At 74.3% G+C, this 9,234-nt stretch carries 1 protein-coding gene; it reads left to right on the top strand.

Annotated elements, in window-relative coordinates; translation table 11 throughout:
• On the top strand, positions 1-9,234 hold a 9,234-nt coding region (locus IE262_RS38940), incomplete at both ends, for a lonely Cys domain-containing protein (RefSeq protein ID WP_189880364.1).

Below are 9,234 nucleotides of genomic sequence, written 5' to 3'. Positions count from 1 at the left end.
CGGCAGCCGCTGGACGCCAACCCGGTCCGCCGCACCCAGGCGGAGAACGAGACCTGGGCGGGCTTCCGCGCCCTGTGGGACCAGGCGGAGGGCACCCACGTACCCCAGCCGCACGCCCCCGTCGCGGCACCCCCGCCCGCGCCCGCCACGGCTGCCGTCCCTGCCGCGCACGCGACGACGATCGAGGCGCATCCGGCGCCCCCGGCGACGGCCGGTGCGACGGCGGCGCACACGGCCGCGCTGACGGACGTGCTGCGCCGGGCGTTCGGCCCGCAGGTGGAGAGCCACCAGTTGTTCTCCCAGATGCTGAACTCGCTCGCGTGGCTGGACACGGCACGCGCGGGCGACCGCGACGGGCGGTTCGCCACCGGCCCGATCGACCTGGAGAGGATCACCCGCTACGTCCTGCATCTGGATCCGTCCGTCGCGGTGGATCCCGCCCTGTACTTCGACGCGCTGTCGGTGACGGGCAGCGCGGCACGGCGGGGACGGGCCGGCAGCGTGGCGGCCGTGGCGGCGTACCAGTTGGAGCGGACGGGCGCGCTCGGTCCGCACACGGCGCTGAACGGCTCGGGCGGCCAGTACATCGGGCGGAACCTGACGGGCCGGCCGGGTCTGAACCTGCTGCTGGACCGGGTGAGCGTCGAGGGCCAGAGCACGCAGGTGGCCCCGCCCTGGGGCGCGCGGGCCGTCACCGTGGTCGCGACGCGCGGGCCCTCCGGGCTGCTCACCGTGCCCGACGGCCGCGGCGGCACGGTGGAAGTCGACGACGAGCAGTTCGCCGAACTCGTGGCGCGCGACCCGGACCGCCCGCCGGGTGTTCCGCTCGTGCTGCTGGCGCAGGACGCGGGAGAGAACCTGGCGCGGCTGGTGGCGGACCGTTCCGGGGTGCGGGCGTGGTTCACCTACGGCGACTTCAGGCTGCAGCCGCTGCCCGGCGGGAACGGCTGGCTGTTTCCCGCCCTGGCGAACTCCGACCCGGGGCGGGCCCCCGTGGGGGCCTGGATCCCCAGTGACCCGGGACTGGTCGCGGACGATCCGCGGGCGCAGATCACGGCAGCCGACGGAACGGCGTTCGCGGACGACGACGTGTGGTCGTTCGCGCTGCCGACCGTTGACGGGCAGCAGCTCACCGGGCGGGCCTTCCTCGACCCGAAGGACATGGCGATCCGGGAGGAGGACCTTCGCCCGCTGTCCGCGGTGCAGTACTACACCGACCTGTACGAGGGGCTGCCCGGCGTCGACGCAAGCCGCGAGAGCGGACTGCGGCCCCTGCCGCGGGCGCTGGCCAACTCGTACATCAGCGTCGGTCACGCCAACCAGGGCCGTGCGGTGGTGCCGAGGAAGAGCACGGGCGCCAACCAGGTGGTGCCCGCCAAGGAGATCGGCAGGACACTCAGCCGGCGCAAGAGCCTGCAGAGACTGCCGCAGGACTGGCCGATCTGGCAGCTGTGGTGCGAGATCGCCCAGCCCCGGCCGGGGCAGGACCGGTTGGAGTCCCCCCTCGGCGCCCAGGCGATCGCGAACGAGACCGGGCGCACGGTGTTCGCCATGGAGTCGCCCACCGGATCGAGCAAGGAGGAGGGGCAGTATCCGCCGCGCCTGATCAAGTTCGACGACCCGGACAAACCCGCTTACCGCATCCGGGAGTTCCGTCCCGAGCCCGGTGCGTCCGTCCTGACCTCGTACGCCGACCAGTCCGGACTGCCCGCCGACATGCCGCGCCGGACCACCCGGGTGCTGCGGTGGGTGCGTGCCCTGCGGGAGACACACGGGGTGGACATCGACACCAACCCCAGCCGTGCCGCCGAGTTCCAGCAGCTCGTCCAGGGCTTCGCCGCGCTCGAACGGCTACGGGCCTACACCCCGGGGCACACCGACACCGGACCCTTGACCTGGCGGGCGCTGGAGCGGATCGTCGGGGCGTACGGTCGGCAGCAGGGCTGGGACCCGTCGGTCACCGCGCGTTCGCTGGCCCACCTGCTGCACCAGGCACACGCCGGGAGCCTGTCCCACGACGTGGTGACGGCGGGGGCCGCGCAGGCCCAGCCCGGCCCGGCGACGACGTACCACGCGGCCCCGCCCGCCGGGCGCTGGAGGAACACCGCGCCCCTGCCCGGCGACCCGGACGCCGACGCCCCGGTCGCGGGGCCCAGCGGAACCCGGCGGACCCAGCCGACCCAGCCGACCCAGCCGGACGGGCAACCACCCGTCCCCCCGACGGCGTTGACGACCACACAGCCGCCCGGCGCCCTGTCGGTGTACGCGCGCGACTACGGCAGCCGGCATGACGGGCACATCGGTCTCGCGCTGCACGAGCCGACGCCCGACCGCGCCCTGGACGGGCTGTACCGCCAGATCATGGACGCACTCGGGGTCACCCCGGACACCGCCGACGGCCAGGCGGTGCGGACCCGACTCGGCGAGGTGCTGGACGCCGAGGAGATCGAGCGGAACCGGCCGTATCTGCGCAGCAGCCAGGGCCACCGGATCACCGTGCACCACGGCGGCCGGGACCACACCGTCGACATCCGCCTGGCGTACGCGAACCCCAGGAGGTCGCCGGCGTACGGGCGGAGCCCCGCGTCCCTGCCGGATGTGCAGGTGGACCGGAGCACCGAGGGAAGCCAGGCGTCCACGGACGTCGAGGGCTCGGGCACCGTCCGCAGCGTCGCGGTGCCCTGGTCGGCGTCCTACCCGGTGAACGCCCCCGGAGCACTGCGCTCGTTCGACGGCACGATCACGATGTCGGCCGTCCACAACCAGCTCTCCCAGACCCTCACCCTCGGTGAGACCTTCGTGGTCTCCAGCAAGCAGCACGCCCAGGAGCCGTCCCATCCGGTGGACTTCGACGGGCTGTGGGACATCCGGCTGGACACCCCACGCGAGGACACCGGCAACTGGCAGCCCGCGCAGTCGCACGGCGCCCTCACCGTGTGGATTCCGGAGCATCTCGCCCTCGAAGGCGCCCACACCGCGGACCTGCCGGAGCCCGCCGGGCTCGACGGCCCTCCGCTGTGGGGCGTGGACAGCATCGCCGAGCCGCGCCGGCTGCTCAGCGAACTGCTCGCCGACGAGCAGTTCACCGAGCTGTCCGCGCTGCACGCGGACTCGTCGACGGAGCTGGAGCACTTCCTGTCCGAGCAGTTGCTGCGCGGCACCGCGCATCTGCAGCGCGACGGCGGGGTGTTCTCGCCGACGCTGCTCGACGCGAGCGGCAACGCCGTCGGCATGCTCCAGCTCACCGCGACGATCGAACCGGGCCGGCCGACGACGCAGAGCACCGACGGCAAGTCGTCCCTGGAGACGTATGTCACGCACTCCTCGAACGTGGACCGGGTGTCCCGGCTGACCAGCGGTATCGGCGTCGAGGGCTCGGGCGGGCCGTCCTTCACCACCGACCACAGCGAGGGCCACCCGGCGGCCGGGTCGTCGTTCGGCGGCAACCTGGCCGGCAAGGCCAGTGTGAGCGCGCAGCTCAGCGAGGGCCTGAACCACGTCGGCAGCGCCACCCTGACGCACGGCATCATGACCAGCAAGAGCCATCTGGTCACTCCCGGCCGGGTCACCTACCACGTGACGCTCCACCGCGCCGGCGGCGGCACGGTCAGCGGGAGCTTCGGGCCGTGGGACGACGGGATGCGGCTGCGGATCGCGCAACGGTCCACGGCGGAGGGCCACCGGCCCAAGCCGTCCGAAGTCCGCCGGCCGCCGGAGTACTTGGAGAACCTGGACGCCATCAGCTCCTCCGAGACGCCGTACGCCGTCGACGGGGCCGAGAGGCTCTTCCAGGAGGCGGAGAACCATCTGCGCGCCGAGGGCTTCCTGCCGCCGGCCGACCCGACCGACCGGGGCCGGCTGCGGCTGGACGAGCCGCTGGTCCTGGCGCAGTTGGAGAACATGCGCCGACTGGGCCAGATGCGGTCGCGGTTCGCGCTGGCGGCATCGTCGCCGGACGCGGTGGACGGCGGGCACCCCGTCTGGTTCGAGCGGCCGAACTCCGTCACCGGCACCCGCCGGGTGCAGCTGCGGTTCTCGGCGACGCGCGACACCGCGCGCCCCACCGAGCACACCCGGCGGCTGCCCGACGTGCACCAGATCGGCGTCGCCTCGTCCGAGTCCGGCGGCTCACGGCAGCGCGGTACGGCCCTGATCGGCGCGCTCGGTGGCGGCGGCGGCTTCGGCGTCCCCATCGCGGGCGGCGCCTGGACGGCCAACCCGGCGCCCGACTACACCGCCACCGGCCAGATCTCCGACACCCTGACCGCGGGCGACGCGGTCGCCCTCGACCAGGTGGCGGTGGAAACGGAGCACGGCAGCGAACTGTTCACGATCCCGGCCCGGCTCGCCCTGGACCTCTACGAGGGAGAGGAGGACGACCCGAGCATCCGCTTCGCCGACCGTGTCACGGCGCAGGCCGACACGGACACCGCGGACCCGGCCGGTACGGGCATCCCCCTCGCGCCCGCCTTCCCGCACACCGTGCCCGGCACCCTCTCGCTGCTCGTCCCGCACTACCGCACCCACGCGCCGGACAACGCCGCGGCCCCCGCCGGGCCGCCCCCCGGCCATGTGATCCGCCGGCCGGTCACCGACGGGGGCCCCAACGACGACTTCGTCCGCCTCAACATGGTCGACCGCAACGGCAACCCGCTGCCGGGCATCACCAAGCTGCCGCCGGGCGCGGTCGTGGACACGTTCCGCGGTACCGCCGCCCTGATGCAGGCCATGCGGATGATCGCCGCCGGGACGTATCCGGGCCGCCCGGACCCCGGCCGCCTCGTCCGCGCGGCCCGCAGCGCCGTACGGGGCGCGACCGACGTGGCAACCGGCGCCGCCGGCCTGGTCAGCAGCACCGCCCAGCAGGCGTCCACGGCCGCGAAGAACGTGCTGCCGCAGCGCCTGACCGGAGCCGTCAACCGGGCCGGCGCCGGAGTCAACTGGGCTCTGAGCCCGGTGACCCGCGCGGGCAAGGCCGCGGTCACCGGCACGGCGGCGACCTGGAAGTGGACCTCGGTGGCCGTGGCGGGCGCGGCGCTGAACGACCACACGACGATGGGATCCCGGGCCCGCCACGCCGGAATCCGCCCGGCCCAGCTCGTCTCCCGGGCGCCGCAGATCCTGGGCAGCAGCCACGTCGTCGAACTGACGGTGCCCGGCCTCGGCGCGGACCTGGTCATGGTGGCCGAGGTCCGCGGCTATCTGCGCAACCCGCGGCTGCTGAACACCGAGCGGATGTACACCGAGCAGAACGTCACCGCGACGGACTCGGCGAGCCAGAGCCGCGCCGTGGGCCGGGCTCGGCAGGGCAACATCGCGCTCTCCGGCACCGAGTCGGCGCCCAAGGACCCCGGGGCGCTGATCCACCAGGCCAACCCCGGCGGCCGGTACAGCTACGCCCGGCGCGTCGACGAGTCCCGTGCCCTGTCGGCCAACACGAAGATCACCCACGTCACCACCGAGGACAACGCCAAGAACTGGGTCGGCAACGACGCGACCCTGCTGGTGACGTTCCGGTGGGGGGTGCGCAACGCCCTTGGGAACACCATCGGTCTCGGTGCCTTCGCCCCCGTCACCGTCGCCATCGACCTGCCGCGGTCGGTGACGTATCTGGCGCCCCAGCAGGCCATGGCCCGCCTCGCCCAGTGGTTCCAGGGCCTCGCGGGACTGCCGAGCCTGACCCTGCAGCAGCCCAGCGTGCCCCTTCCCGACCGGGTCGCCCGGACCCGCGCGCTCGACTTCGCCGGGGTGCTGTCCCTCACCCAGCTCGACAACACCGTCGACCGCAGGGAGCGCCGGGACCGGCTGCGCCAGGAACTCACCGCGCTCGTCGAGGCCGAGGCGCCCGGCTCCACCCAGCCCGGTCACAGCTCCTACCTGGAGGGCGTGACCGCCGAGATCACCCGCCTCACCGAGCCCACCGCGCTGCGCGCCCTCCTCGGACGCGGCCCCGGCGGCCGGGTCGGCTTCTACTTCCTGCACGTCGCCTACGGGGGTGCGCGGCTCGTCGGGGTGATCCTGAACGCCGAGCCGATGCTGCAGACGCCGGCGCTGCGCGGCGTCCGCGGCCGTCCGGCCCCCGAGGGCAGCGGCCTGGAGCGGTTCACCGTCCACACGGCGCAGGTCAAGTCGTCCGCCGTCACCGTCACCCGCACCCACCAGGCGGCGGTCAACCCGATCTCCCGCTATCCGCGCCCCGGCGACCCCGGCCGTGTCGACCGCGAGGGCCCGTCGTTCGCGCTGACCAACGCCCGCGCCCGCACCCGGAGGACCGAGAGCGGCGGCGACGACCGGCAGTGGCTGCGCACCGGCGGGGCCGCCGACTTCGACGACTTCGACTTCTTCCTCAGCGGCTCGGTCACCTCGCAGGTGATGACCGCGTGGCCGGCGAACATCCCCGGCGGCATCGTGCAGGGCGGACTGCTGAACCTCTCCGGCCTGGAGGGCGACCTGGCCGCGCGGGTCACCGCCTGGCTGCGCCGCCTGCTGCACGGCCGGCCGGTGCGCACGGTCAGGGTGCCGGTCACGACCCAACTGCGGTTCGCGGCCTCCGAGTCCGTGGAGCCCCGCCAGCACATCGGGCCGCGCCCGCCCGCCCTGCTGGGACAGGACCCGCTGACGCTCTCGCCCGCGCAGGCGCAGACCCTGGGCGTCATACCGTTCCGCAGCGGCCCGCGCCTGGTGCCGACCGGGCCGACACCGGTGTACGAGTTCAACGCGTTCCCGCAGCTCACCCAGGCCCTGCACATCGTCGCCCCGCAGCTCACCGCGTCCTGGGGGCTGCCCGCGAACGCCTCCGCCGAGGCCGCGGCCACCCGCCTGGGCGAGCTGGTCCAGGCCGGTGAGATCAGCGTGGACCTGCCGCGGGCCGCGGCGGGCCTCACCTCGCAGATGCCCGGAACCTGGCCCCTGCAGAGCCCGGACTCCCCGCCGACCGTGCAGATCTCGCTGCACAACCCCCGGCCCGTCACGGACTCGGACGCCATGGGCGTGGACCGGGCCCGCAGGCGGTTCCGCACGTTCGCCTCGTCCTCCACCGCGGGCAGTTCCTTCACGGTGAACCGGCAGGGCACCCAGAGCCTGGTCGACGGCAACGCCCATCTGCTGGGCCTCACCTTCCCGGTGGCCGCACAGCAGCCCCACACGATCGCCTCGGGCGGCAGCACCTCCGGCGCGAGCGTGGACCGCCTGCGGATCGGCAACACCACCGCCCCCACGGACCGGCGTGGCCCGCGCACCTACGAGACGCTGGTGGACACCGTCATCACGGTGTCCGGCCCCGAAGGCACCCAGTACGTCACCGGAGGCGCCACCGTCCGGCTGGGCGAGCGCGACGTCCTCGGCTTCGGCGTCACCCCGGCACGCCTCGGACCGGGCCTGTACGACCTGCCCGCGATGCTCGCCGACCAGGACGCCGAGGACCTGCGGGACTGGACCCGCCACCCCGTCCTGGACCTGTCGGGAGCGCTGGCCGACGCGATCAGCCCGGAGGACTCCTCGGCGCAGCTGTGGCTGGCGCTCGGCGACGACCCGGACAACACCCGCCTGGCGCGCGCCCTGTTCGTGGTCTCCCGCACCGCCGCCACCGCGGGCAGGTCCGTCGAACTCGTCGTCCGCACCGACGACGGTCTGCGCCACTACCCGTTCACCGCCGACGGCACCCTCGCCGACCTCACCGACACCACCGCGGACACCTGGGACCAGTTCCAGGACACGGTCGGCGACTACATCAGCGCGGTCGCCGCCGAGGTGACGGCCCGGTACCGCGAGGCCCGGCTGCTGCACCGGCAGCCGGGCGCGCGACGGGCCCTGGACGGCGCCCGCACCGCCCTGGACGCCGCGACCACCGCACGGCGGGCGGCGCACGGCGCCCACAGCGACGCGGTGCGCCGTGCGGGCGCCGTCCAGGCGGTGCTCCGCCAGGTGGCGACCGAGGTCGAGGAGGCGGAGACGGAACTCGCGCGGCTGGAGACGGCCGCCGACCAGGCGCAGCGGCGCTACGACTCGGCCGCGCCGGAACAGCGGGCGCGCCATCGCACGGCGCTGATCGCCGCGCGGGAGGCCGTGGAGGAAGCTCAGGAGGACCTGGACGAGCTGACCGGCCGACGCGACTCGCTCACCCAGGACCTGGCCCGCGCCGACCGCGCCGTGACCGACGCCGCACGGTCCCTGGGCCGGGCGGACGCCCGCCTGCACCGTGCCACCGAGGTCCACCGGGCGGTGCAGTCCCAGCACGACGGCATCGTCCAGGAACTGGCGGTGGTCCGGACGGACCTGCGGGCGCAGGCGTGGCAGCACGCGTTCTCCTGGGGGCAGCTGCCGGGCCTGGCGGCCACGCTGGACACAGGGCGCCGCACGGCGGGCACCGGCCAGGGGGCGTCCGTGCGCGGCTCGCTGTCCTCGGCACCGGCCCGTACGCCCCGGGCCGGCCGGTTCGGGCCGGACCAGGCGCTGCCGGCGCCGCCCGCCCCGGCGGCGCACCAGGCCGCGGTTTCGGCGGCGCCCGGTTCCGGCACGTCCGGCACATCCGGCGCCACGACAGCGGCGCGGCCGACCCTGCCGCCCGGCAGGCTGGACGATCTGGCGGCGCGTCTGCCGGGGATGTCGCGCAAGGAGCGGGCGGCGGAGCTGGCATACCTGTCGGCGGCGGAACGTGAGCATCTTGCCTCCGACCAGGCGCTGGCGAACGCGTTGTACCGGAACCGGAAGATGTCGCGTGCGGCGTTCGCCGAGACAGCGGCCCAGCTCATGGTGCAGGTACCGGACGGGGTGGATCAGCCGGTGTCGGCCCGCCGCGAGGCTCAGGCGCAGATCGCCCGTATGCTGCGCAACCCGGCTGTGACCAAGCGCATGCTGGAGAACGGCGCGCGCGTGATCGTGGTACCCAAGAGCGAGGCCATGACCTCGCTGGAGCCGTTCCGTCACCTGGCCAAGCAGCAGCTCTCCCCGGGCGACAGCCGTATATGGGACGAGGTACGGGGGGTGTCGCTCCGCACGACGGGCGTGACGGAGGAGAACCTGCTCGGCGAGTTCACCAGCGTGCCGACCGAAACGCCCGCGTACCCGGACGGTTACTCCACGACGACGCACGAGTTCGCGCACGCCCTCCACCGGTTCGGACTGACGCCCGGCCAGCAGAAGCTGATCAAGGACGCCTACGAGGCCAGGCTGGCTCTCGGGGACCGGGCGCCGTGGCCGGACGGCCCGCTCTACAGCCGGCACAAGGGGCGCCTG

Origin of the sequence: Streptomyces bluensis (assembly GCF_014650715.1) — a bacterium.
GTDB classification, from domain to species: Bacteria; Actinomycetota; Actinomycetes; order Streptomycetales; family Streptomycetaceae; genus Streptomyces; species Streptomyces bluensis.
The sequence above is the reverse complement of the archived record's forward strand: the minus strand, read 5'-3'. Positions and strand labels throughout refer to the sequence as shown.